Below are 25,730 nucleotides of genomic sequence, written 5' to 3'. Positions count from 1 at the left end.
GCGATTGGTGGTTATATCAGCTATTAATTATAACTACTGTCAATGGATTTACTATGATTATGCTAGCAGAAATATTACTCAGTAACGACTGCCAAACATGGATTGATGAGTATCGTTTGTGGCATTGTTATTGTACTCAAAGCTTTTATCATTAACGTTGGTGCGCTATTTTAACCCTATGTTATCTATTAAACCCCTTATTCTTTTATCACTTCAATCAGATTGCCCTTCTATGTTTAAAATAATTCAGTCACACCGTACCGAAAACCTCGTTGATCAACTGCTTGTGCAATATCAGTCTAAGGATCAGCCTGTTTTTGAGCCTTTTATTGTCATTGTGCCTTCAATGGTATTGGGCGATTGGTTGGACAAAACCATTGCTAGCCGTGCTGGAATTAGCACGTTGGTGCGTACTAAGTTTTGGGGTCAGTATCAGTGGACACTCATGCAGGATGTGTTAACCCGTCATAATACGTATTTATTGGCTCAAAATCCTGAAGCGGCAACCTTGAATGTACCAGAAGTGGCGGTGCTGTCGCCCACAGTGATGCAATGGCGCTTGTTTGGCTATTTAACCTATTACCAAGAGGTGATTGTTGCCGATGAAAAGCATCCGGTTAACCCATTATTAGCGTCTTTGATTGATGAGCCGCATGAAGGTGCTCAACAAGGTAATTTAGGACAAGACAATTTAAAACAGAACATGACAAAAGACAAGGCGCAACAAGACGCCCGTATCTGGCAGCTGGCAAGTGATTTGGCAAGAGTGTTTAACCGCTACTTAACCCATCGTGAGGATTGGTTGGCGCTATGGTCATATAACAAACCTCTGAATGTGGATGAATTAATAGCGGATAAAGATGCATTGTCACTACGCTTTGATAAATATGCGCGTGGCACGCCTGAATGGTTGGTTGAGCATTATGTCGAGTTGGAAGCTGCCCAGCGCTTCTTATGGTCGCACTTATTTGCTGACGTTCATCTACATCGGGTGGCACTCGAAGAGGTATTCTGGTCGGCTTTAAAGGATAACAAGGCCAACGAGCGCGCTCAATTGCCTAAAGTATTGCGTATTTTTACCATTCAGCAACTGCCACAGACTGAGCTTGACTTTTTGCAGCGCTTATCGAAGTACATGAATATCACGCTATTGCATTACAATCCATCAAAGCTGTTTTGGGCCGATATCGTCGATAAATCTTGGTTACAGCGTCAACAAATCATCAATCCTGAAAGTGTATTTTTACGTGATTATGGTCACAGTTTACTGTCGCGTTTGGGCAAGCAGTCGCGCGATACCTTTGCCATGCTTGCTAATTTGTCGGGCAATGAGCAGTACCAAGAAGAAATAGTAGAGTGGCAAGATAGCTTCGATGTTGGCGATATTAGCGATGATGGTTTAGATAATGATTGGAATGATGAGTTTGGGACTAGTGTTGATGACAGAGCCTATGAGGAGGCTAACAGTTCTCAAGCTACGCAAAATAGTCCAAGCTTATTAAGACGTTTGCAAAATGATGTGTTGATGCTTGATGAGCAATCGACCCAGCAAGCAACGGCCGCTACAGTCTCGCAAGCAGTGAGTCAGCAAATAGCGCCAAGCCTTGATAAAGATAAACAAGAGACGGCTTGGTATGACGATGAGGCGTTAGAAAATAAGCGTTTTGAGAAGGATCGTTTTTGGGCAATCTCTTCGCAAGATAATAGCCTAAGCATTCATTCGTGCCATAGTTTGCAGCGCCAGCTTGAAGTGTTGCGTATCATGATTGGGCGCTGGTTAAATGAACCTGTCAAAGCGGGTGAGAAAAAACGCCATATCTCTGACATTGTGGTGTTACTACCCGATGTTGAGCGTCATCATGCGCTGATTGGCTCTATCTTTGTCAATGGTAAAGGTCAGGATGGTTTGACCTTGCCCGCCAAGGTAACTGGGGTTGTTGATGCCGATATTCGGCAGCTATGGGACGCGATTATTGGTTTTTATAAATTATTAGGCAGCCATAGTGCCCGTTTTGAAGCGGCTGAAGTCTTAGATTGGTTGATGCTGCCACCTTTGTTTGAAAGTTTTGGGCTGACTCATGAACAAATGAGCCGTGGCTGTGATTTACTGGTAGAGGCAGGCTTTATCCGCGGGTTTGATGAGCGGCATCTTAAGCAAACTTTGGATAGCAATGATTACGACTACCGCTTTAGCTTTGCGCAAGCGTTAGACAGATTAACATTAGGCTTAGTGATGCCAGAGGCTGAGTTGAGCGATTGTTTATACCCTTTAAATGAAGATGAATGGCCAAGTACTGCATTACCAGAAATGACCTTGCCATTGCCGCAAGTGAGCCTAAATGATGCGTTGATCGTTGAAGCGCTTTGCCGCATTTATACTGGCTTGGTCGCACGACGCAATGACCATACACAAAAAATGAAAGCGGAAGATTGGCTCGATCAGATTGAGAGACAAGTGATACATCGCTACTTTGGTGATGTGGATCAAACGCGTACCATGCGTGCCATCTACAACGCAATGAACGGCTTTAAATCTAGCTTGCGAGCCAATCGTCACTATAGACAGTACGCCAGTAGCGATAGCGACAATAGAGAAGTAGAGCAAAAGCTGGCAGGTGTGGAGCAGTTGCCACTAAAGCTGAGCTTTATGCTAGACAGTATTGAAAACGAGCTTGAAAGCCAGCAGGTCAGTGCGGAGCCGACTGGGGTGATTACTTTTGGTCGGTTTGGTGCGCTAAGAAACGTGCCGTTTGAGTTGGTGGTGATGCTCAATATGGATCTCTCTGAGTTTCCTGCGCGTGATCGTGATAACCGCTATGATTTGATGAAAGCGACCAATTCACGTCGCGGTGACAGAGTCAGCGAAGACGATGACAATGGTGCATTTTTAGATGCGCTGCTGTGTGCGCGTAGTGCTTGCTGGATGTTTTACAACGGTCAAAGTCTGACGGACACTCATGAGCACCTGCCAGCCAACCCAGTGAGCGAATTGCTACAGTTCTTGCAAGGTGAAGTACAGTGGCAGGTGAACTCGCTGGAAGACTTAGCAACATTACCAGAGAGTATTGATCCCACCACCGAGAGTCTCAAGCGCTATTTGCCTAAATTGATTAAGCAGTGGTTGGTGACTGAGCATCCTGCTCTGCCTTTTCATGAGAGTCTGTTTGAAACAGAAATTGAAGGCAATGATATTTTTGAGCAAGCGTCTCCTGATATTGATGGCAATAACAATGCCAACGTCAATGCTCAGGATAACAGCCCTGTTGATATGATGGATGAATTAGATGTTCTCTTAAATAAGGCCATGCGCAAAACCAAATTGGCGCAAAAAAAGCAGTTTCCGCCTGCGCCGCTTTGGCAGTCAGTGTTTCATACTTTAAAAGGGCGAGTATCTAGTGAGCATGCGCAACTGGTGAGCTTACCCACAAAATCACAATATGAGTCAATCGCTAAGATACTTGGTCAAGGCTTGGGTCAGTTAGGTCGAGTAGACAATCAAACCTTGTCTGCATTGGCTGAAATGTTGGCGCTAGATACAGTTGTTGATGCTAGCGATGTCGGTAGCATGACGGAAGCGCTTACCCAAGCGGTATCTGATAGCATATTTAATATTGGAGAGATAGACATTGAAGGAGTATTGGCGTATCAAGTGCGCCATCCTGCCAAAGCGTTTTTGCGTACTCAAAAGGTGCATGTGGTGCAAGGTGAAGAAGCACTGTCGCAGCAAGAGCCGCTATTTTTAGACAGCTTGACGACCTATCAAATTAAAGCGCATTTGATTAAAGAGCTGGCGACCGATAATACTATTGCCAATACGACTGATGACAGCGCTAATCAAACCTTAATGTACCAAAAAATCATGCCAGCTGGTGTGGCTCGCCAAACCACGCTACCCAATCAACAACAAAAGCTGCAACAGCAATGTCTAGAGTTCAAAGAGCAGTTAATGGCTAATGGCTTTGATGAGAGTAGTATTATTAACGAAGGTGGAGCAGATAGCGCTACATTATTACAGCTACTGACACCAACCACCGAACACCCTGTTCAGATAGAGTTGGCAAAACTGTTGAATAGCACCAATAGCGAATCAAGCAACCAGACAGATATAGAGGGTATGGAAACACTGCTCAAGCTGTTGCCGAAAGTTATTAAGATAAAAGGCTCGGTGCCAATATTAGCATCAGTATCATTACCACCATCATCAGTGCCGCCAGATGCGCATGCCCGCCACACACATCTGCAGGCAGGTAAGACCTATGCTGAGCAACCACCCAAGCAATGGTTAAATATACTGCCCAACTCTGCTAGCCCAAGGCATTTACTCAAGTTTTGGTTATCGCACTTGTATTGGCAGGTGGCCAGACGTACCACTGCTGAGCAAGTGGCTCTAAATGATGGTGTGAGTATTTGGCGCTTTAATAAGTCCAACTCGCAAGTTAGTAAGTATAAAGATGTAATAGCCTTTAAGCTAAGCCCAATTCTGTATGAAAACGCCGTTATTGAGCTGATAAAGTGGGCGGTTTTTGGCAAGCTAGTCGGTCAAGTACCCATTACGTTATTGCCAGAATATGCACTCAATTATCTTGATAAGTACTTAAAGTCTGAAGAAAGTGAAGGCAGTGGTTATTGGCCAAAACGTACAGATTTCTCAGACTGGCTAAGACCTAACTATAATGTAGACACCGTATACGATACGTGCTCTCAGCATGCCATTTGGCAGTACGTACTGCGTGATCAAGATGCGTTCAAAGCATTATCAGCAGCGTTGACTACCTTGGCACGACCATTGTATGAGCCAATGTTTAATGCGTTGATTGACTTGGATGGTTAGTTAGGGCGTGTCTTCAATTCACTCGATAGTCATCTAAATGGGCAAAAAATGGCTAAATTTTGCCAAACATCGTCAAATAGCTTGTTAATATCCCGATATTATCGACGCTATTTTTCTTGTTTAACGGCAATTTATCTCATTTTTATCGCCATTTTTGAAATGAAGACACGCCCTAGTTATTTAGAATAATCAATTGCTGCTCTCTTGCTCTAATAAATAATAATTAAAAGTATCCGCCCTTATGACAGACTTTACCGACCCAACCAGTATCAGTGACCTTTCTACACAGTCTATGCAACCACATTTATTTGACGAGTACGCAAATGAGCTGCCTCACGCCAACTCTCTATCTGAGCAAAAAGTGGATGTCATACCAGCAGTGGATGTTGCTCTAACGGGTAAACATCTGATTGAAGCCTCAGCCGGTACTGGCAAAACGTGGACATTGACGGGTATCGTGCTGCGCTTACTTATTGAAGCGCGGCGTGCGCCAGAGCAAATCATCGCCACGACCTTTACTCGCGCCGCGGCTGCCGAGATGCGTCAGCGTATCCATGATCGTTTGGTAGATTTCTATCAATTATTACAATGGGTCAATATCCTAAATGCTGATACTAATAATAAAGAGAGTTTATACCCGAACATATTACAAGTCATGCCTGAGAGTGATAAGGATAGACAAGCAGATAACTCAAGTGCTGCCTCAAACGCTGAGGCAGAGAAAACTGACCAGCTAAATCAAGACCTTGCTACTGATAAGCAAGCTACCACTGATAAACGTAAACAAGCAAAAAAATATCGTGAAGATTGGCTAGTCAATCAGGCAAAATATGCGCGCTTAGATGGCATCATGAAAGATCCTATTAACCTGCATTTAATTGGTTATTTATTGGATCATGTCTACAGCTATCCAATGACAGAAGCTATTAGGCGTACCGCGCTGGTGCTAACGACGTTGGATAAGCTATTCGTAGGTACGCTCGATAGCTTGGCGCAAAAATGGCTGACGGAATATAGTAGCGAGACGGGTCATCAGCAAGGCATGGGTATTATTGAAGACAGCAGTATTGAGCAGGTGACTGACAGTATCATTCATGATGAGCTGCGTCAGTTCCAAAGCAGGTTGTATCACGAGGAGCCTAAGCTGTATGCATTGATGGATCAGCAAGGCAAATTGACTGCCGTTAGTGATCATAAGAAGTATGTGACTCGCTCGCTTAACTTTATCTCTGCACCGATTGATGAGATAAGACATGAGAAAAGCTTTGACTTTGTTGCATATGAAAAGCTAATCAAGGAGTTTTCTCAGCTAGATTTAGCAGATATCCAGCCTTATTTAAATCCAGAGTACAGAAAGTCTCAAGGTTTTAATGGGCGTTCTAACTTAACCAACCAATTTGATGCCCTTATTGAGGTGCATCAAAAGATAATAGAACATCAGCTGGCATTTACCAATTATTTAAATGAACGTGAAAACAAGATTCTTACCGCATTGCAGGATTCCAGATATCCTAATGAAGACGGCAAGATTAAGAATTTTAATAAAAATAAAGAAAAAGAGCATCAGACCCTATTTGAGCTAGAGACCATTAGTAAGTTAATGGCTCTCTTAGATATGGTTGACGGCTTAAATCAGCATATTTTATTGGTACTATCCAATCTTAACCGCCATATCGTGCTGGCGGTACGTGACAGATTGCCCGTTATTTTAGAAGAGCGCGGCGAGACCACCTTTAGTCTGCAAATGGTACGCTTAAACCAAGCATTGACTGGTCGGCAAGGAGAGAAGCTGGCACGTTATATCCGTCACCACTATCCTGTGGCATTGATTGATGAGTCGCAAGACATCAATGGCGAGCAAGCCATTATGATTGAAAGTATTTATTTGCCAAAAAACAAACGTAAACAATCTAGCACTAAAAAATCCAGTCAGGAGTTTTTGCTATTGGTTGGTGACCCCAAGCAAGCTATTTATGGGTTTCGTGGTGGCGATGTGGCCAACTATAACTATATGAAAGCTCAGTTTGATAAAAGTGCCCTATGGACGCTTGATATCAACCGTCGTTCAAATGCGGGTGTGATTAACGCACTAAACTGTTGGTTTGGCATGGCTGATGCAACCACTGGCGAGAATACGTTAGCGCAATTAGGCACAGGTATTTATTACCAGCACATCAAAGCGGCAAAACCGGAGTATGAATTGTCTTGGTTTAATGAGTCAGACAAGCTGGACAATATATTAGTCACAGAGGTGCTCTCTGCTCAGCCAGTGAGCCTATTGCATTTACCTTACGATAAAGAGCTTGAGTACGATGAGCATGAAATCACTGCGCGCCATATAGCCACTTTGCTTAACAGTGGTCAGACATTAAAAGGCAAACCGATTCAGCCCAGTGATATTGGGGTGCTGGCACGTGCCAAAAAAGATCTGAAAAGGGTCGAAGATGAGCTAATAAAGCTTAATGTGCCGACTTTGACTACTAGTGATGTCAGCATCTTTGAGACTATTATGGCAGAAGATGTAGCGGCATTGCTAAGTGCCATGTTATACCCGTATCGTCATGACATGATTAATCGGGTGTTGACCAGTCACCTATATGGACTGAGTATCAAAAACATCAAAGCCATGATGACGGACCATGAGTCAGGCGTTACTGAGGGCAGCAGTACGTCAAGCGCCCATTCACAAAACTCTAATTCGAAAGACCTCCCAGCCAATGAAACGACTGATACCAAAAAAAGCTATCAAGACTTTATTACCTATTTAAAAGAAGGTGCACAGCGTTGGCAGCACTTTGGCATATTATCGGCGCTACATTATTTATTAGATAAAAGCCCTGTACAGCCGCAAGGCGTTTGGCAAGCCCTAGCTGCTCATCCAGAAGGTGACCGTCATATCATGGATTTGCGTCATGTCATGGACATCTTGGCGCAGTATGGTATTGGCATGGGTGAGCATGAGCTATTGGCATGGTTCAGACAGCATATAGATGCAGCGCCTAACAGTGACTGGGCTAAGCAATATCCGCTACCGACAGAATCTGGTGTGCAATTGATGACCATTCATAAGTCTAAAGGGCTTGAATTCCCTGTTGTCTATGTATTGGGAATGGGTGATGCCAGTAGGAAGTCTGGCAATAAGGAAGACTATGGGCTGTATATATATAACGCGCAACAAGCGCCCTCAGCATTAGTGCAGCAGTCGATAGACAGTCAATCAACAGGAAATCAGCGCCGCTTCTCACCATTGCAAGGCTCTTCCACGGATAAGGGTTATTATACTGATATCGAAACAAAAGAGAATTTTGATGAGCGCCGCCGCCTTGGCTATGTAGCATTTACTCGGGCCAGTGAGCAGCTCTATGTAGTGTTAAAAGAGGCCTATAGAAATACCGATTGTGACTTAAGACCAGTGTGCCATTGGTTTGACTCCGAAGATGCCAAGTTTGAGCTACCTGATAGACTCAAAGGTACCATAGGCATGCTCAGAGGTCATGAAGTTAATGAGTTCTATAACAATAACTGTGCTACCGCTAAAGCAAGCGCATTAACGGAAAATGAATCGCCTGATTCGATTAGACCTAAAACAGAGCCTATTAAGTATGATGATTTTTCAGAAGTTATGAAAACCAACTATTTTTATGGGTGGGCCAAGACTAGCTTTACCGCTTTGGCGCGTCAGCTAGATGAATCTACACAAGCAATGGCGATAGTGGATGAGCGTATTGATGATGCGATAGACATTGATATGACAGAGTCTTCAGTTTCTGATATTTCGTTACTTAATAACGATGAGTCTCTCGAACAAGACGGTGAACTGAGCTTCAAGTCAGAAGAGGATATCCGCTTTACCTTTGTTAAAGGCGCTAATGCCGGTACATTTTTGCATGAGATATTTGAAAAAATTGATTTCAACAATAAAGCGCAGTGGTCTCAAGTTATCGATAGAGCCATCAGTAGTTATCAGCTGCCGCTGGTGTATAGCAGTGCTGAAACCCAAAGCCGTCGATTGCAAGCAAAGACGCAAGAGCAAGGTAATGACGTTAATACTGATTCATTTAATCTTAACTCAGTAGACGCTAGCAAACATGAGGCGTTGATGGACTGGATTGAAGAGGTCTTAGATGCGCCATTATTGGCCTCCAAGCAACCGTTGCGCTCTATTGATGCAGGTCAACAATTTGCTGAATTAGAGTTTAATATGGGGCTATCAGAGAACTTTAAGGCACAAGATATTACTAGACTCTTTCAGCAGTATTTGCCTGATGAGACCGACAAACATGTCACGCTTGTTGCGCAAAACAAAGCGTATTTGTATCGTTATCTACGCGGTGAAATTGACTTGGTGTATGAGCATGCTGGCAAGTATTACGTCGTCGATTACAAGAGTAATTTTTTAGGAAATAGCCTAAGTGATTACGATGAAAACACGCTCAAGCAAGCAATGTCCAAGGCGGGCTATTGGTTGCAAGCAGCGATTTACCAAGTGGCGTTGCATCGATTCCTAGCCATGAGAATCAGTAATTATGCAGGCAATGAAGATAAATACTTGGGTGCTGTTGAATATGTCTTTTTACGTGGCGTATATGATCCGAACGCTAAAGCCGCCTCGAATGAATCACAAAATGCTAATAAGTCGGTCGGTAGTGAATTAAAGAATAACAGCTCCTATGGATTAGTCACTTGGGATATACCCATCGATTTTATTAAAGCACTAGATACGTTGTTTGGCAGACCAGATTAACAGATTTTGAGTAATGATTGAATGCATGAACATTGTTATACCCTTTAACCAAATCTAAAAAGAGACAAGCATACGATGAGTAATAATCTATGAATAACAATAAGAGCAGGGCGGATATAAGCTTACAAGAGAGCTGGGCCAGTAACCTCAGTAATTATATTTTGCTACGCCGTCAGCAGACACAGGTAGCCTATAACACAATCGATGATAATTCTGATACTGATTATGGTAGCGCCAAAATAGATAAAACTGAAGACAGTGGGTTATTTAGCGCCTTATTCGTTATGTTGGCGACTCATTTGGAAGAAGGGCATACCGTTTTAACCATTGAATCGGCTGCGAATGAAACACCGCGACAAGGTCATATCAACGGCGAGTTAGTGACGCTATATGTGTGGCAGCAGCAATTGTTAGAGATGTTAGCAATGCCAATCCTTGCGCTAATCGATACTCAAGTAGACAGCCCATCAGAAGATGATGCTACAGCTGAGACGTCGCTATTTGTTTTGTTAGAAACTCTGTTTAACAAGCAATCTCAACTATGGGCACAGCTAACACTCAGTAATCATGAAAAAGAGGTGTTAGATAAACGCTTTGATATGGTGACTACGCTATATCAGTTGTTGAAAAATAGCGACTTTGAATCTTTCGTTCAGTCACTTCATAAGCATACGTTATTCGCCGATGTTGACACCAATACTCAGTGTAACACTAATAAAAATAGCCTAAGCAAAAGTAATCAACCTATTATTTATCAGCTTATTAATAACCAAGAGGCTGATGAGCAAAATACCTCCATCACTTTTTGGTTGCATCGAGCTTGGCAAGCCGAGTTCAACTTAGCAAAAAATATCAATAACATTCTGAATCAGCAAGTCAGCCCTTTACAAATAGCAATACCTGAAAACCTTCATGAGCACCAAGTGAAGGCGATTAATGTCACTAATAACAACGCCTTTAGTATTATTACAGGTGGTCCCGGCACAGGTAAAACCTATACCGTTGCTCAGTTAGTCATCGCGCTGCAACAGGCCGCAGAGAGTAGGGATGGTGAACATAAAAGTATTAGATTCAGCACTGATAGCGCCAGTCTAGCGTTAGCCGCGCCAACGGGTAAGGCAGCACAGCGCATGCAAGAGTCGCTGCAGGCGGCGTTAGACGCAGCTGGTGTTGAGCTACAGTTGCAAGAAGCAAAAACGATACATCGCTTGTTAGGTATTGGTCGGACGGGTAGACCGCGTTACGATGCCCATAACCCGCTTGGCGAAGATATTATAATCGTTGATGAGGCATCAATGCTTGGGGTGGAGCTAGCGAATTATCTTGTCAGTGCGGTAAAGCCTGGTGCAAGGCTGATATTATTAGGCGATGCGAACCAGTTAGCAGCGGTCGATGCAGGCGCTGTATTGGCGGATTTATGCCGTATTCCACTATTGCAATCCATTCATGCAGAGCTGACAGAGAGTCGCCGATTTACGGCAGACTCGGGGATTGGCAAGCTTGCTTATCAAATTAATAAAACAGAGACAGATACCCAAGTTATTTGGCAGTTATTAAATCAAGATGACGCGCTAAGTTTTCAGTATGTTAATAACGTAAACACCCTACAAACAGAAGTGCTTCAAAACAGCAAGACAAAAAATAGCCTAAGCAATAATAAGATTGTTTCGGAACTGATTTTAAATTACCAAACATACCTAAACAACGTAAAAACTCTGTTAGAGAGTCCGATCGAAAAATCCATGCCAGAAACCGTTAAAAACACCATTGCTTCATTAATGAAAATATTTAACCAATTTAGAATATTAACTGCTGGTCATAATAGTGAGTGGGGCGATCACTACATTAATAATATTCTCACTCAATGGCATCTTGCTGAGCTCAAGTTACCACTGGGTCAAAACACATGGTTCCATGGTCGTCCTGTTATGGTGCTGCAAAATAACTATGAGCTTGGATTGTTTAATGGTGATATTGGTTTTTGCTTGCAGACAAGCGATGAAAGAAGTCGATTAGAGGTTTTCTTTGAAAATAAAACGCAGGGGATTGCGGTCAATTTGTTAAATGAAGAAGTGATTGCCACAGCTTATGCGATGACCATTCATAAATCACAAGGCTCTGAGTTTGATCATGTGGCTATTACTTTTGACAATAGTCATGCAAGATTGCTGAGTAAAGAACTTATCTATACGGCAGTGACCCGTGCTAAAGAAAAGGTAACCATTTATAGTACCAAACACGCTTTTGAGAAAGCCGTTCAAACACCCACTGAGCGCCACACGGGTTTGGCATTACAGTTTTAGTTGCCTCGTATAGATATCAAAATATACTAAAAACGCTATGGTATTGCTGATATCAATTTTTTGTCGCCTCTGTCTGCGCAGGCACAGCAAGCAAGAAAAATTGATATCAGCAGTGCGTGATGGTTCGATATTACTTTTCACTGACTATATTTAACAAACAGTATAGTTAGGCATTAAAAAAGCATCCAAATCGGATGCTTTTTTAAAATTCAAATACGAAGATTTAGACTTTGTCTTCTTTAATAGCGTAGATACCCGGTAGATGACGCAGGTAACCATGAAAATCCATACCACAGCCGTAGACATAACGGTCCGCGACATCAATACCAACAAAATCAACGTCAAAACCTTCTACTTTGCGATCATGTTGTTTATTAAGTAGTACGCAAGACTCGATAGAGAGAGGCTTTTCTTTACTCAATTCTTCAACCACTGCTTTTAGAGTAATACCTTCGTCAAAAATATCATCGATCAACAAGACGTGCTCGCCCTCGATGCTGACATCAGGCTTAAACTTCCAATCAAGCTCGTTGGTCCCTTCATTATCACGATAGCGCGAAGCGTGGATATAGTGCATACGATGATAAAAAGTCAGGTGAGTGAGTAGTTGACCGGCTGGGATAAGACCACCGTTCATAACCACCATCACGATTGGGTTTAGACCAGCATAGTGTAGGTTGAGTTGGGCGGCAAGACGCTCATAAGCAGCGGCTACTTCGATACTGCTGATAAGGCACTCTGAGTTGCGCAGGGTTTTTTCGATTTCTTGATTACTAATTTGGGTCATGAGTTGCGCCTTCGATAAAAGTGCCGCCTATTTTAGCAAATTTTAGCAAATTTGCCCAACACTACCGCCTTAATAAAAACATAATAGTTTCTAATGTAGCCGTTATTCAGGCTTTTTTACGATGAATGGGCGATAATAGTCAGCCAAACGGTTTAATGAGGTATCAGGTAGGTCTGGCAATAGCTTGTTCAATGCCATACTCATGCCTTTGTCGATGGCGGCTTTAGCAACTGGCACGGACTTACGTTTAATCATGCCAAGCTTTAGCGTTTCTGCGTAGCGGCTGACAAAATGAGTCAACGTCTCTTCGTTGACCGTTTCAAGCGCAGTTTTAAAGGTCGGTCTATCAACGTGTTCAGGTGTAATGGCGGCAAAACCCTCAGTAATGGTTTTTGCATCGGCATCCGATAATTTAAAGCCAATACGCTTCACGCCTTCATTATCAATAAAGGTGGCCCGATCTCTTAAAAAATGAAAACTGGGCAATACCTCTTCATTGTTTTCTTTACCCAATAAAATATTGAGTAGGGTGTCTGCTGCACGCTCAATGGTTCCAACGATTTTACGCATGGATGCTTGACGCTCAGGGTTTGGAATAATATCTACCAAGCCAACCAATAAGTTATCAATCAAGTCTCGGGCGGTTTGATGGCTTAGGGCATCGCGATAAGGGTAATAATCTACCTTTGCATCAGTAGCGATAACTTGTTCTGCCTCTTCGATCAGCGCTTTGAGTTTAGGTGAAGGTACGAATCCAAAATAGTGTGTCATTATAACTCCTTTATTTGTTGTTTTTAACGTCTTACCAACGTTACATCCCTTGTCAAATCAGTTACTATTTAAACCTCATGCTAAGCAAAGATTCATCACACTATATGTTGACTAGTGGCGTGTTCTAACTTTACAATGCAAGGTTTTTTTTAGCTAGGGTGTGTCCTCATTCTAAAAATGGTAATAAAAATGAGGACACACCCTAGTAATGATCTGACGGGAGTGCTGTTATTTCCCTAATAACGGGTGATCTGAGTCACTCACCGCCCACTAATCTAGCATATTTTTTATACTTTGCTTTAAAAAGCTTGAACTCATAAGGCTATCTACTACTTGTCTAGGGAGAGATAAGATGAATAGTGCTATTGTACTGTTAGTTGGTGTCGCCGCAATGCTCTGCGGTTATGTATTTTATTCGAAGTTTATCGCCACCAAGATTTTGGCATTGGACAACAGTCGTCCCACGCCAGCGCATACGATGAAGGATGGGGTAGATTATATTCCCACCAATAAGTATGTATTATGGGGACATCATTTTACATCGGTGGCAGGGGCTGCTCCAATCATTGGTCCTGCGATTGCGGTTATTTGGGGCTGGGTACCGGCCATTATTTGGGTGGTTTTGGGTACTATTTTTATGGCAGGCGTACATGATATGTCGGCCATTTGGGCCAGTATGCGCAATAGAGGTCAATCGATTGGCTCTATTGCCGGTACCGTCATGGGTACACGTGTTCGTAGCTTGATGATGGTCGTTATCTTTTTATTATTATTGATGGTGAATGCTGTATTTGGCGTCGCTATTGCTAATATGATGATCAAAACGCCCTCTGCCGTATTACCGGTTTGGGGCGCGTTGATAGTGGCCTTTATCATCGGGCAGTGTATTTATCGCTACAAGATGAATTTGGTTTGGGTCTCCATCATTGGGGTCAGTGCTTTATACGGGCTGATCTATCTTGGTCCTATGTTCCCCATTGTATTACCTGAGACTTTTTTAGGTCTGCCTGATAATGCGCTATGGATTATTATTTTATTTGCTTATGCAGCCATCGCTTCTTTATTGCCGGTATGGATGCTGCTACAACCACGTGATTATATTAATGGTTTACAGTTATTTGTCGGTTTGATTTTATTGTACGCCGCGATTTTTATTGCGACCCCCAACATTGTCGCGCCAGCCATAAACACGGCGCTACCAGTTGGCACACCTTCCTTGATGCCATTATTGTTTGTCACGATTGCCTGTGGCGCCATCTCAGGCTTCCATGGATTGGTAGCTACGGGAACTACCTCAAAACAGATTGATAAAGAAGAGGATGTGCGCTTTGTTGGTTACTTCGGTGCATTGGGTGAGGGCATGCTTGCCCTAGGAGCCATTCTCGCAGCCACAGCAGGTTTTGCGACTCTAGGAGATTGGGAAGCGGTTTATCAAAAATTTGGCGACGGTTCTATCGGTGCCTTTATTGATGGTGGCGCGACCATCTTAAATGCCGGTGTGGGCATTGACATGGTGCTATCTCAGACCATGCTGACTGTCATGGCAGCCTTGTTCGCAGGGACGACTATGGATACTGGGGTGCGCTTACAACGTTATATTTTCCAAGAATTTGGTGAATTTTATAACATCCCCGTTCTTAATAAGAGCGTAGTAGCTACGTTGCTCGCTGTCGGAAGCTGTCTACTGTTGGCATTTGGCGCGGGTGGTATCGACGGTGCTGGCGGTATGATTATTTGGCCGTTATTTGGTACGACCAATCAGCTCATGGCCGCGTTAACCCTCATGATCGTTACTGTCATTTTATTACGTAAAGGTAAGCCAGTTTGGTACACCTTGGCGCCATTGTCATTCTTGTTAGTGATGACGGTTTTTGCTTTATTGATTCAGCTCAAAACCTTTTACGTTGATGGTAATTGGCTGCTTATCATTATGGACATCATCATTCTAGTCGCAACGATTTTAGTGACGTTTGAGAGTCTATCGGTATTGCGTAAAGAGTGGACCTTGCATAAAGGTAAAAGCAATATTGAAAAGTAATATCTAGATATAACGTCTAATCACTATTGGAATAGATATACAAAAAAACGCTAGCAGCAACTGCTGGCGTTTTTTGTATGAAATAGGCATGATAGATATAGTTAAAATATCCTAAAATGGCGACGTTATGGCTGATATCAGCAGTGCGTGAGGTATCGATATTACTTTTCACTGATTATAATAAGAAAGACTCAAAATACGAGCAATCATTTAAGAAAACGGTGAAAAACAAAAATCTAGTAAATGGGACGATAATGACGACAGATAATATAGAAAACACTCAGCCATGGTGGCAGCGGTTCGTGGCAGGGCTGAATGAGTTCTATCATGCGCCTTATCGCCAGACGATGGCACGTGCTGCACGTGATGAAGAAGATTTCTTTATGCTGCTGATGTTCGCTGAGAGCTTAGGCATTGATAATCCTGCCAGCTTTTATACGTTAGAGCTACAGCCATTATTTTTAGAAAACTTCCATGAGTGGCACACCCGCATGGGTATGGACAGATGTCCCTTTGATCACGTTGGTTGCTGCTAGTCATAGCCGTTTTTTAGTCATATCTATTTAGATTAAAGATTCTATTGATTAACAATTAATAATTAACAATTAATAATTGAGACATGAGTATGGCTTTATACCCTCTACACGGATTAGTAGACCAACTGGCGACGCAACCGATTATATTCGTCGGTGGCAAGGGCGGTGTGGGCAAAACCACGACGGCCGCTGCACTTGCCAGCTATTATGCTGGCCAACAACAAAAAACATTGATTGTCTCAACCGATCCAGCGCATAGCTTGGGTGATGTGTTAAAGGTACGTCTCAATAACGAAAAAACCGCTATCACACCGTATCTAGATGCCATTGAGCTCAATCCTGATGTCATCGTCGATGCGCATTTTGCTCAAGTTGAGCGCACGATTACCGCCTACGCCAATCCAGATATGATACCCAAAATTCGTAAGCATCTCAGGCTATCAAAATCTGCCCCTGGTGCCCAAGAAGCCGCTATGCTCGAATCGATGTGTCAGCATTTGGTCGCGGCAGCAGATGCCAATTATGAGCATATTATTTTTGATACCGCTCCAACTGGACATACTTTGCGATTGCTGGTACTACCAGAGATGATGGGCGCGTGGACAGATGGATTACTGTCACAGCAACGGCGACAGGCGAAACTGCGCTCGGTAGCGACACATTTGGACCGTCACAATCAAAAAGACAGCAGCCAGAAAAAAGATAAAACTCAGCAAAATAATGTGGCAAATCCATTTGCAGAAAAGAAGTCTGACCGCTGGGAGCAAGCAGTATCCGTGCTGGAGAAACGTAAAGAGCTGTTTCGTCAGGCGGGAGCACTGCTGCATGACCGTCAGCAGACTGCTATTGTATTGGTCATGACCGCCGATGTATTACCATTGGCTGAGACCAAACGTGCTATCGAACAGTTAGAAGACAGCAAACTCACGCCAGCAGCGATAGTCATCAATCAGCTCATAGCACCGGCCCAGTCTGATGAGTTTTGGCGCCATCGTGCTGAGCGCCAGCAGCAGCTGATGTATGATATCGACAAGAGCTTTACTAGTTATCCGCTTTATCCCATTTATCTGCAGCAAACCGACGTACGTGGTACTGAGGCATTAAGTGCATTGTTGCAGCCATTGTCGTAAATGCAACTTTGAAAAACCAAATATATGTTTTATTCAAGCAGAGTTGTCTAACTACTCACGCCTATGTGATTGCAACTTCCCAGAAAGCGACCATGCCATATCGAGTCGCAAACTTTGGGCAAGCTCTGCTTTACCACTACTGAGCGATGACCACTGCGGTTTACCGCGTGCTTTTTTAAGCTCGCTTGGTAGTTTGTTCGTTGACCATGGCGTCACAGCGTTGTCTACTTCACTGTTATTTTCAGCTGATGGGTCGCTGCCGTCATTCTCACCTTTGTATAATAGTTGCGTGGCATCAGTCGCAGCGTGACCGCGATGGCGTAGGGCAGTGAGTAAGTCTATCGCACGAGTGGCGAGCAAGGTTAAGGTAGCAGGGTCAATGTATAAGCGTTTTACCCCAGTAATCCGGTCAGCAATGCTACTGGTATTCGATAATAACCCACCTGCGATACCGCCTATTGCCGCACCCAAACCCAACGTCGTGCCCAATGCGGCCGCATCAATGCCCAATCCTAATAACGCGCCAGCTGCCGCGCCCGATGTCGTACGAATCCCATAGCTTTTTAGCAATTCAGGGTCAAACGGATCTTGCTGATAGGCTTGTAACTCAAGCGGCGTTGCTGCCACCGCATTATCATAAAATTTATATAAATTAAGCAAGTTGTGCTGCATCGCGCGCTCACTTTGCCGAACGGCTTCTTGCATCTGCTGCAATACTGGCATCGGGTCATCATCATCACTAATCTCACGCACAAAAGCGGCAACATTCAATAAAAAATCCGCGATGATAATATTGGCCTCATCGTATAGCTGTGCCCAGTCTTCTGTGCGTCTCTGCATGAGCTGTTCAAGCATTTCTGAATGGGTAAGCATGGTCGCAAGATTTTGCCACAAATGCATTTCATCTTCGAACTCAAAAGCGACCGAATCAAAACGGGTAGAGATATGCAGATTGCTTCTTGCCAGCATGGTCTGCCATTCATTAATATTGGCATTTTGGCTATCAGTAAAATTAAACACCGGCATAACAGGTATCGCTGCCCACGATAAAATGGCCAACTCATCTTTGTATTTACCCAATACTGGCTCACGCGCATCGACAACATAAACTGCCATATCACTTGCCAGCAATTGGCGGATAACTTTGGCTTCTTGGCTATAGTCCTCATTGCTACTTAATGCATCACCACCTTGAGCGATATCAGCCGCCAAAAATTGCTGTAGACGTTCAATACCATCGCGACGACTGGCGGTATTGTCTTCTAACCAATCCATCAATCCCGATGCGTCCTCTAAACCGGGCGTATCATATAACGCCACCAGTACTTCACCGGTCTGACTATCCGTTAATTGGGCGCGTTCGACATGGCGTGTCGTCGCGGCTTCGTTTTTGACTTCACCAAAGTACACGTCACGTAATAAGGTACGCAAAATAGAGGTCTTACCCGTATTGGTATGACCAACCACCGCCAGTTTTAATGGCTCACCGCTGGCTATCGTAGTTTTCTTACTCTCGCGAGTTGTTGAATCTTCTGCTTCATAATTAGAATTAGAACTGGTATCGATGGAAGTGGCGACGTCGGTTGTATCGCTAGCACTGGATTTATTAATGTTAATAGGCTGGGTAAGTGCTGTCTTTGAATTTTCTACGTTGATAGGCTCATCTTTTAAGGCCTTGTCGGCAAAGAGACCGATAGGCTCATTCTTCGTTTTATTATTATCCATCATCTGATCCCGTATTATATTTATCGAAGTCTGGCAAGAATTTGAAAAAGTTATTACCATTTTTTATTAAGCAGTATAAGTACTTACCAAACCTATCTTTCGTGCTGATAGAGCCGTTTGCCATTGTTGATATCGCACATTGTGTTGCAAGTCGTCAGTAGTGTCAGCGTCATCATTAAGTAGCTGCACAATCAGTCCGTCTTTAGCATGAGCCGCAATTTTATCAAGCTTGCGTAGCGTGCCACGGTCAGGCAGTGCTTTGCTATGAATACCGAGCAAGACTTGTACTGGATGGGTCTTTAAATACACTGTTAATCGATCCATATCATCACGGTCATCAACGATGCCAAAATTCTCTATCTCACTACTCTCATTAGTATTGGCATCAAGACCTTTTTGCCACCAGTTATCTTGCTCTGACGGATATTCAAGTAGCGCAACCAGCTTTTTGCCAGCGCTCACTGTTGCCTTTGGAGCGATAGGCGCCGCTACCTCAGTAAAATCGTCGGCATCAACCACATGACGCTGCCAAAAATTTAGAATTTTTTGATAATAAGGCAGCTTGATATCCAAACGCATTTTTTTACGACGGAACATGAAAGCACAAAACGCCCACGCTATCGCCCGTGGCACGATACCATACATCAGCAAACTACCAATTAACAAGCTTGCCCATTGCCGCGCGACAGACAATGGCATGGCATCAGTAACCAGTCGACTCTGTACGATAGCGGCATTGTCAGGTACACCAAATCCGACCATACTGGGCAGCCAGCCAAGCACTTGGGTGAGGGTAATCAGTGCCTGATCGGATAGCAGCGTCGACTCCCAACTAAAGCTATATTGGCGTACAATTAATAAGAATATAATCGCGAAGAGCATACCGGTTAAGGTAGCAAGCCATAGCTGATGGCTAAAACGACCCAGATACCAGCGCATGCCGCTATGCTGTAATTGGCGCTCGTACAAGTCGACTGCCGCCTTGGTGACATCGTCCTTACCACGGATAAGATAACTGGGGCTAACAAAACTCGCAAACCAGCTGGGCGACTGACGACCTTGGTTAAGCAAGGTCATGACTAGCCAGCCAGCCAGCATAAGGGTATGAAACCCAAGTAAACAGACCAAGACATAAAAGAAATTGACGACATTGGCTTGTAGTAAGGTAAATAATCCTAAAAACCCCGAGATGCACCACACCACACTCATGATCACCATGATGCCTTTTATGCGTCCATCAATCTTGCCCAATACTCGTGCCAGCGCGCCGTTACTATCGATACGTGAGGCACGGCGATGCAGTTTTTGGACGGGTTTTCCATCCTCATTTTGCAGCTTTTCCGTGATGAGTAGCGGGTCAGTGGCAAAGACATGCTGCTGCGTCTCAAGCGTGCGTACCAGCTCAGTCAATTGATCTTGTGGTGAGAGCATAAAGTGATAATATCCGTATAAAGGCGTTCATTTAGAAGACAGTTTTTGATTATTGTAGCGTATATATAATAGCGATTACTGCTGTTATTTTGCAGCGTCACAAACCAATGATAACTAAATAAGCCATTATTCAGCATTTTTGTCATGGTAAAGGTGATAAAAATCAGCCAGAATGCATGAATGAATGATAGACAGGATAGTCATAACCATAAAGATAAGCCATACACTAGGCATGTCCTCATTTTAGAAATACAAAAAAAGGAATCGTTATGAGTACCAAAACTTATCTAATCATCGGCGGTACAGGTGGCATTGGCAGAGCCATGGTGGAGCAATTGGTAGAAAGCACGGCTAATAGTGATAGCCAAGACAGTCTACGTGTCTTTGCGACTTATCATAAAAGCGTTCCTGATTTTGCAGCGGACAATCTCTATTGGCTGCCCATGAACATCTGCGACGAACAGAGCATCAAACAAGCTGCTGATGTCATTAGTCAACAAACCGACCACATTGATTGGCTAATCAACTGTGCAGGACTTCTACACACGGCGACGCAGCAACCAGAAAAATCACTACGGCAAATTGAGACGGATTTTTTCTTAATAAATATGCAGGTCAATGCCTTAGCCGGTCTGCTTATTGCTAAGCATTTTAAATCCTTATTAGCCAAATCTGAACGTAGTAATGACAGTCCTGCTGTTTTTGCCACCATTTCTGCACGAGTCGGTAGTATCAGCGACAATCAGTTGGGCGGTTGGTATAGCTATAGGATGAGCAAGGCGGCGCTCAATATGGGCATGAAAAACTTAAGTATCGAATGGGGAAGGTCGCTCAAAGATGTGTGCGTGGTCGTCATGCAGCCCGGAACCGTCAACACGCAACTGTCAGCGCCTTTTCAAGGCAATGTGGCTGATGGGCAATTATTCTCGCCAGCTTATAGTGCAGAATGCTTATTAGAAGTGCTAAGCCGCATGACGGCTGCGCAATCTGGCAGCTTTGTTGATTGGGCAGGGGAATCTATACCTTGGTAGCGCCAAACGATTGAATATTAAAATTGATTCAATTCAATAGAACAAAATAGGGCGTGTCGTTATCATAATATTAACGGCACGCCCTATTTTGTTGATAAGACAAGGATAAATTTAGCGTAAATCTCTAGGTGAGCAAATGCTTAGTTCGCCATAAACAAGTCCATAAACTCATGCACGGGTGTTTGCTCCAAGCGTTTTTGGTCGCTGCATAACGCAAAAATAGCCTCGCAGCGACTGTCAATAAAACGCGTCGCCAGACTGGCTCGAAACTTGGCTTCTAACACAGGCAAGCCTTCTTCACGGCGGCGTTTGTGACCAATGGGATATTCTACAGCGACTTTATCGGTACTGGTGCCATCTTTAAAGAACACTTGAATGGCATTGGCAATCGAACGTTTACTTGGGTCATGATAGTCTTTTGAATACCGCGGATCTTCCTCTACCACCATTTTGCGGCGCAACTCATCGATTAATATATGATGCTGCTCATGGTAATCATCTTCATAGTTCTCTGCCATCAGATCTCCCGTGAGCAACGGCACAGCCACCATATATTGTAAACAATGATCCCTGTCAGCAGGATTGGCAAGCTCGCCTTGTTTTGAGATGATCCGAATCGCTGAATCATGGGTCGTCAAAACGATTTTTTCGATTTCATCAATTCTGTCTTCGATACGTGGGTACAAAATAACGGCCGCCTCGCATGCTGTCTGCGCATGAAACTCAGCGGGGAAGCTTATTTTAAATAAGATGTTTTCTATCACATAACTGCCAAAGTCACGCTGAAAGGTAAAGCGGCGCTCGCTTTCGGGTTTAGTGGCTAAGTCTTTATTGGTGTGGCTGAACAACACATCATAAAAACCCCATTGCGGTGCGGTTAATGCACCAGGGATACCCATCTCACCGCGTCTGGTAATATCTACCAAGCGTACGGCACGGCTGGTCGCATCACCTGCAGCCCAAGATTTACGGCTTCCGGCATTGGGAGCATGACGATAGGTGCGTAGTGCTTGGCCATCGACTAGGGCTTGTGAGATAGCCGCCATGATACGCTCGCGCGGTAGGTTATAGAGCTTGGCGACGACCGCAGTTGAGGCCAATTTTACTAAGAATACATGGTCAAGCCCAACGCGATTAAAAGAGTTATCTAACGCCAATACGCCTTGAATTTCGTGCGCCATAATCATCGATTCGAGCACGTCTCTCATGGTGAGCGGTGCGCGACCTTGGCTGACGTTTTGCTGACTGAGATAATCTGCGACTGCCAAAATACCACCGAGATTGTCTGACGGATGTCCCCATTCAGCAGCCAGCCACGTATCGTTATAGTCTAGCCAGCGTACGATGCAGCCTATGTCAAAGGCGGCTTTGATAGGGTCGAGGCGATAATTCGTGCCGGGCACGCGCGCGCCATTTGGGGTAATTTGATCGAGACAGTCGGGCCCCAAGTGCTTAGTGCATTCAGGGAAACGTAGCGCCAGTAAACCGCAGCCCAGTGTATCCATCAAACAGTAACGGGCAGTACTCCAAGCATCATCACTGTTTTTGGAGTCTTTATCGATAGAGTAATTTAAAACATAGTCGGCAATTTTTTGAATTTCATCGTCATATTCTGGACGGACATTGCTTTCGACATTAGACATAATCGTCACCTCTTCCTTAAGTTAGCTACTTTGTTGACCATTGAGCGTTTACCACGGCCATGGTCATGACTCAAAAGTAGCACAGTCAATATGGAACTGCCAGATTGAATTATGTTAAGAATTTAGCAAAGGTTGACGATAAGTTGTGCTATGTCATTAGATAAATTAAGCCGGCGATAAACATTAGACCTAATATCAATAGCAATAAACTCAAAAACTTAGTGACAATTCCTGAGCCTGATCCTTCAGTGTGCTGTCTTTTTACTTTGCCTTTTTTAAGCAGAGGCAAGGTCATTTTGATATGTTCAATGCCATCTTCAAGATAATGCTCGCCTTCAGGAATGAAGCCTAACGACTCGTAGAAGCTGAGCAAATACGCCTGTGCGGAGATGACGATGGTCTTCTTTGCGTATTTTTTATGACAATATTTAATCGCTTGCGTCATGATTTGACGCGCGACGCCATTGTCACGATGTTCCGCCAGTACCAGCACTCTACCGATAGCGGGCATAGAGCTGGCGGTTTTGCCCGCCGGATGGGCGACAGAAAGATTGGCTTGCAAGGTATTAAACTCAGGCGGGATAATTCTGCAATAGCCAATCAGCGCCTCATTTTGATGGGCGACTAAATGCAAACAATCAAAATCCACTTCGTCCATGTCTTGATAGGCACAGTTTTGCTCGACGACGAACACCTGCGCGCGTGCTTTTAAAATATGATAAAGATCAACTGAGGTCAGTTCATCAAAGGTTTTTATAGAGAATTCACAAGTCATAGTTTACTGGCTTTTGGCAAATTGTTGGTTAGTAAGTAGAAGATAAAAAGTGTCGCGTATTATACCGCTTTAATCTTATCCTGCATTAGCCGTTCAAGGTTTGACTGATCTTGTCCAAATTTAAGCTATCAGACATGGCGCTAAATATCTCGAAGTACTTGCCGTGTTTCTCATACAGCGCTTCGTGCGTACCTGTCTCGACCACGCGGCCATCTTCTATCACGACTAAATCATCCGCATCGATAATTTGGGCGATATTGTGTGACACCATAATCACTGTACGGTCTTTTTTGATGAGATCTAGGCTTTTCTTCACTTGTTGACTGGCAATCGCATCAAGGCTGGCGGTTGGCTCATCCAAAAATACAATGGGGGGATCTTTTAAGAACATCCGTGCCAGCGCGATACGCTGCTGTTGGCCACCTGATAATGATTTAGCCGTACTTTCATAGCCCTCTGATAACGATATGATTTGCTCATGAATCGAGGCTTTCTTTGCGGCGACGATAATATCTTCATCAGTAGCATTCATATCGCCATAGCGAATATTTTCGCTAATCGTACCTGAAAAGATATGGTTGCTTTGTAGTACCAGACCGATATTTTGACGCAATTCATGGGTATCGCAGTCGGCTAAATCATGCCCATCTAGACATATTGTGCCAGCATCTGGCGCGTAAAACTTCACCAATAAATTGATAATGGTGCTCTTGCCAGCACCACTTAAGCCCACCAGTGCAGTAATGCGATTGGGTTTAATCGTAAAGCTAACATCTTTTAGCGCTTGCGTGCCGTTAGGATAAGTAAAATCAACGTTTTTTAGCTCAATGTGACCTTTCAGATTTTTACTGCTTCTACCATCGATATTTTCAACTTGTTCGTCATCTTCCAATATATCAAAAAAGCCTTCAGCATAAGTCAGTGCATTATTGATTTGATCATAGATACGGTGCAATTGACGAATAGGGGCAGCGACATTTTGAAATAGCATGACATGAAATAAAATCATACCGATGGTCATCTGGCCCTTTAGCACAAAGTAGGAAGTCAGCAAAATGATAACTACCACGCCAATCTGCTCGATAAAGGTTTTTATTGCATCATAAATAAAACCAATACTACGAATACGCAGCTGATTATCAGTCATGTCTTTTTGAATGGTTAAGTGCTTCTCCGCTTCAATAGATTCACGGACAAAGGACTTTACCACGCTGATAGAGTTAATCAGCGAGATAACCAAACCGCTTTTGGCTTCTCTATAACCACGCATCTGCCGACGAAATCCTTGCAGACGCCGTGCTTGTTTTTGACTGATAAAGAAGTAAATTGGGATGATAATAAGACCAACCAAGCCTATCCAAAAATTGGTCGAAAACATGATAATGAGTGAGACGATGGCACTGGCAAACAGCGGCAACATGTCAATAAAGAAATTCTGCACTAGGCTGGTCAGGCTACTAACGCCATAATCAATACGGGTTTGTAATTTACCACTGTCATTTTCGCTACTGGTATAAAACGCCATGCGATAGGTCAAGATACGCTCAATGATTTTTTGTGATAAATCACGCGACAGATTGATACGAATCTTTTCACCATAAAAGCGCTGACCAAAAGAGATAAATATTGATAATATCTCTTTGGTCAAGAGCACCGCACTGATGATGACGAGCATACGCAGACCTGCTTCCCAAGGCTCGGCAAGGGTTGCAATCTCGGTCAAAGTATCTACGGCATAACGCAGCACAAAAGCATTGACCTGTGCGGTAAAGGAACCAAGTACCGTTAATATCAGTGTTGCAATGATTAAGATTTTATAAGGCGCGGCAAAGACAGCAAGCTTTTTGAGAATATCCCACAATAATGCCCGCCGCTCCGTTTTTTTAAGTGGCGGTTTTTTATCTAATTGCAAATGGCGTGATTGCGGAGGTGTTGGCATAAACGCTTAACTCATGGGTATTAATATTTCACTAAATCTTATTTAT

At 43.6% G+C, this 25,730-nt stretch carries 14 protein-coding genes; 7 read left to right on the top strand and 7 right to left on the bottom strand.

Translation table 11 applies throughout. The annotated features are described in order from the left end of the window. The first annotated feature begins 232 nt into the window (after positions 1-232). The 3 genes from HQR03_RS07690 (at position 233) to recD (ending at position 11,878) form a co-directional block, all read left to right on the top strand. Positions 233-4,831, top strand: coding sequence for an exodeoxyribonuclease V subunit gamma (locus tag HQR03_RS07690; protein WP_173239763.1), 4,599 nt, complete (start codon positions 233-235; stop codon positions 4,829-4,831). 241 nt (positions 4,832-5,072) lie between these two features. Beyond that, entirely contained in the window at positions 5,073-9,575 is a 4,503-nt protein-coding gene (locus HQR03_RS07685) for a UvrD-helicase domain-containing protein (protein WP_173239762.1), read from the top strand. Positions 9,576-9,664: 89 nt separating this feature from the next. After that, a complete protein-coding gene (recD, locus tag HQR03_RS07680) occupies positions 9,665-11,878 on the top strand; it encodes an exodeoxyribonuclease V subunit alpha (protein ID WP_173239761.1) in 2,214 nt (737 codons plus the stop codon). A 223-nt stretch (positions 11,879-12,101) separates the two neighbouring features. On the opposite strand, the gene HQR03_RS07675 is transcribed toward recD, so the two are convergent. Together HQR03_RS07675 and HQR03_RS07670 are read right to left on the bottom strand one after the other, a co-directional pair. Further along, entirely contained in the window at positions 12,102-12,665 is a 564-nt protein-coding gene (locus tag HQR03_RS07675; RefSeq protein WP_025652691.1) for a hypoxanthine-guanine phosphoribosyltransferase, read from the bottom strand. A gap of 102 nt (positions 12,666-12,767) precedes the next feature. Continuing rightward, entirely contained in the window at positions 12,768-13,436 is a 669-nt protein-coding gene (locus HQR03_RS07670; protein WP_025652693.1) for a hypothetical protein, read from the bottom strand. A 352-nt stretch (positions 13,437-13,788) separates the two neighbouring features. Between HQR03_RS07670 and HQR03_RS07665 the strand changes: the two genes are divergently transcribed. From HQR03_RS07665 to HQR03_RS07655, 3 genes are all read left to right on the top strand, one after another. Beyond that, the gene (locus HQR03_RS07665; RefSeq protein ID WP_101211090.1) at positions 13,789-15,474 is read left to right on the top strand and encodes a carbon starvation CstA family protein; all 1,686 of its coding nucleotides are present in this window, start codon (positions 13,789-13,791) and stop codon (positions 15,472-15,474) included. 254 nt (positions 15,475-15,728) lie between these two features. Continuing rightward, complete coding sequence (locus HQR03_RS07660) at positions 15,729-16,010, top strand: cory-CC-star protein (protein ID WP_051395134.1); 282 nt, start codon at positions 15,729-15,731, stop codon at positions 16,008-16,010. Positions 16,011-16,099: 89 nt separating this feature from the next. Further along, a complete protein-coding gene (locus HQR03_RS07655) occupies positions 16,100-17,140 on the top strand; it encodes an ArsA family ATPase (protein ID WP_173239760.1) in 1,041 nt (346 codons plus the stop codon). 51 nt (positions 17,141-17,191) lie between these two features. Here HQR03_RS07655 and HQR03_RS07650 read toward each other — a convergent pair whose 3' ends face one another. Next, a complete protein-coding gene (locus HQR03_RS07650; RefSeq protein WP_173239759.1) occupies positions 17,192-18,865 on the bottom strand; it encodes a DUF3482 domain-containing protein in 1,674 nt (557 codons plus the stop codon). Between the two features lie 66 nt (positions 18,866-18,931). Continuing rightward, positions 18,932-20,296, bottom strand: coding sequence for a DUF2868 domain-containing protein (locus tag HQR03_RS07645; protein ID WP_173239758.1), 1,365 nt, complete (start codon positions 20,294-20,296; stop codon positions 18,932-18,934). 269 nt (positions 20,297-20,565) lie between these two features. Between HQR03_RS07645 and HQR03_RS07640 the strand changes: the two genes are divergently transcribed. Continuing rightward, the gene (locus HQR03_RS07640) at positions 20,566-21,327 is read left to right on the top strand and encodes an SDR family oxidoreductase (RefSeq protein ID WP_173239757.1); all 762 of its coding nucleotides are present in this window, start codon (positions 20,566-20,568) and stop codon (positions 21,325-21,327) included. Positions 21,328-21,467: 140 nt separating this feature from the next. On the opposite strand, the gene HQR03_RS07635 is transcribed toward HQR03_RS07640, so the two are convergent. From HQR03_RS07635 to HQR03_RS07625, 3 genes are all read right to left on the bottom strand, one after another. Beyond that, complete coding sequence (locus tag HQR03_RS07635) at positions 21,468-22,970, bottom strand: bifunctional 2-methylcitrate dehydratase/aconitate hydratase (RefSeq protein WP_173239756.1); 1,503 nt, start codon at positions 22,968-22,970, stop codon at positions 21,468-21,470. A gap of 148 nt (positions 22,971-23,118) precedes the next feature. After that, the gene (locus HQR03_RS07630; RefSeq protein ID WP_101211096.1) at positions 23,119-23,745 is read right to left on the bottom strand and encodes a GNAT family N-acetyltransferase; all 627 of its coding nucleotides are present in this window, start codon (positions 23,743-23,745) and stop codon (positions 23,119-23,121) included. 85 nt (positions 23,746-23,830) lie between these two features. Continuing rightward, on the bottom strand, positions 23,831-25,684 hold the full coding sequence (locus HQR03_RS07625) for an ABC transporter ATP-binding protein (protein ID WP_101211097.1): 1,854 nt from the start codon (positions 25,682-25,684) through the stop codon (positions 23,831-23,833). Between the last annotated feature and the right edge of the window lie 46 nt (positions 25,685-25,730).

It is taken from the genome of Psychrobacter okhotskensis (assembly GCF_013248965.1).
Lineage (GTDB): Bacteria > Pseudomonadota > Gammaproteobacteria > Pseudomonadales > Moraxellaceae > Psychrobacter > Psychrobacter okhotskensis.
This window is presented reverse-complemented; position numbering and strand designations above follow the sequence as displayed.